This is a genomic window from Pedobacter polysacchareus, from assembly GCF_019802255.1.
In the GTDB taxonomy this organism is placed as follows: domain Bacteria; phylum Bacteroidota; class Bacteroidia; order Sphingobacteriales; family Sphingobacteriaceae; genus Pedobacter; species Pedobacter polysacchareus.
In genome coordinates, this window is the sequence record NZ_JAHYSS010000017.1 from 1 (window position 1) to 1,748 (window position 1,748).

The 1,748-nt window shown below is 36.9% G+C and carries 3 protein-coding genes; all 3 read right to left on the reverse strand.

Annotation, left to right across the window (positions count from 1 at the left end; genetic code table 11):
- Positions 1–343: 343 nt before the first annotated feature.
- On the reverse strand, positions 344–1,078 hold the full coding sequence (locus K7X70_RS24345; protein ID WP_255607634.1) for a Fic family protein: 735 nt from the start codon (positions 1,076–1,078) through the stop codon (positions 344–346).
- 53 nt (positions 1,079–1,131) lie between these two features.
- Positions 1,132–1,293 (reverse strand): Fic/DOC family N-terminal domain-containing protein, encoded by a 162-nt coding sequence (locus K7X70_RS24590; protein ID WP_368388885.1) that lies wholly within the window; start codon positions 1,291–1,293, stop codon positions 1,132–1,134.
- A gap of 273 nt (positions 1,294–1,566) precedes the next feature.
- On the reverse strand, positions 1,567–1,748 hold a 182-nt coding region (locus K7X70_RS24350), incomplete at its 5' end, for a hypothetical protein (protein ID WP_222539523.1).

Genomic DNA, 1,748 nt, shown 5'->3' on the forward strand with positions numbered 1-1,748 from the left:
AAAATAAATCTTTTTGTTTTTCTGGTAGTTAAACCGGTAAAACCAACTTTAACCAACTCCTACTGCAATCTTTCAAAATCCTTCTCTCTGTATCTTTCGCACAAACCCTTCCTCCGAAGCGGGATGCAAAAGTAGGAAAATTTAACGGCTCTGCAAACAATATCACCCTTATAGTTGTATCGAATCCATAACTACATGAATTACAGCGAAAAAGAATAAAATCAAATTAACGCAGAAGTTAAATGGAATCTAAAAGATAGGACAAATTCCCAGGTAGCACATAGAGGCGAAAGCAAACAATCCACTTAAAGATGGTGCAGAGAAGAATTTCCCCCTCCCCCTTTTACTCGGATAGTATTCTGTAGAGTTCTAAATTCAGATAATAATTAGCGCCCTGTATCGTTCGTTTTTCTAAAATCCCTAAACTGGTCAGCTGATCAAGGTACTTTCTCGCTGTATTCTCAGCATATAAGCCCATCGACGTAAAATGCTTTACCCTAGTATAAGGTTGACTAAACAAAGCAGATACCAAAGATTCAGGCCTTAGTATATTTCCTTCTTCAATAACTGCAGATAAAATGGCCTCTTGTGCAGAAATAATATCATTAATTTTATGGTAAGTCAGATCAGAGGTGAGCTCGATTGCTTTCAACATATACAATAGCCAATTTTTCCAATTCCCTCTCTGGCTAATTCCAGACAACCCAGCATAGTAATCATCCTTATGCTTTATGATATAACTGCTTAGAAACAAAATCGGATAATCCAGTAATCCCTTATTCATCAGATAGTGAATATTAAAGCTCCTACCGGTACGTCCATTCCCATCTCTAAAAGGATGAATTGCTTCAAATTGAAAATGAGCTATTGCCATCTTGAGCAGAGGGCCCATAGGATATTTAAAATCATCATTTAAAAAATCAATCAGGTTATCCAGTTTTGCTTCAATAATACCCTTTCCACGCGGTGGTGTATAAGATGCCTTTCCTGCATTTGGCCCAGTTCCCGATTGTTTAATGTAAATCTGTGCTATGGGCGTCCGAATTCCATCGCTAAACTGGCTCACTACCTGGTACATTTTTATAAAATATGCTTTATCAAATTGCCCGCTGATCTTCAAATGATCATAGCCTAACCATAATACTTCCCTATAATTAAGGTCTGCTTCGTAGCACCAGCTGATTGTTTTGCTTCGTCTTCACTATAGGCCTTATAAAGTTCATCATCTGTAGTAAAGATATTTTCAATTGCACTTGAAGCCTTTGCTTCTTGTATTACAACGCAGCTTAAAATTTATCTATTTTAAGCTGCGTTGTAATATTGACCTTAAAAACAAAATACAATACTTAACTAACCTTAAATTTCCAGTTTTTTTAAGGTGAATCCCAATTTTAGGCTCAAAAACATGTAAAGACATTACTAGTTCGTACTCAGCACAATTCCTGGAAATAATCCTAATTAGCAGTAATCACATAAGCAATGAACCATCACCACATGTAAATAATAATTTTAGCGATCAAGGGATATTATATCTGCTGGAGATTTTGTTTAATTATGGAATTGAAGCTAGATATTGTGCTGGTTATGAATTTTCAGTGACCCAGCTATGGAACTTTTTTCAGCATAAAAAAGGCCGTATACAAGAAAAGCCTGTAGTTTCCTACAGGCTTCCTTTAAGATTTGGCACCGACCTACTCTCCCACGTGTTACCGCAGTACCATCGGCTCTGGCGGGCTTGACTTCTCTGT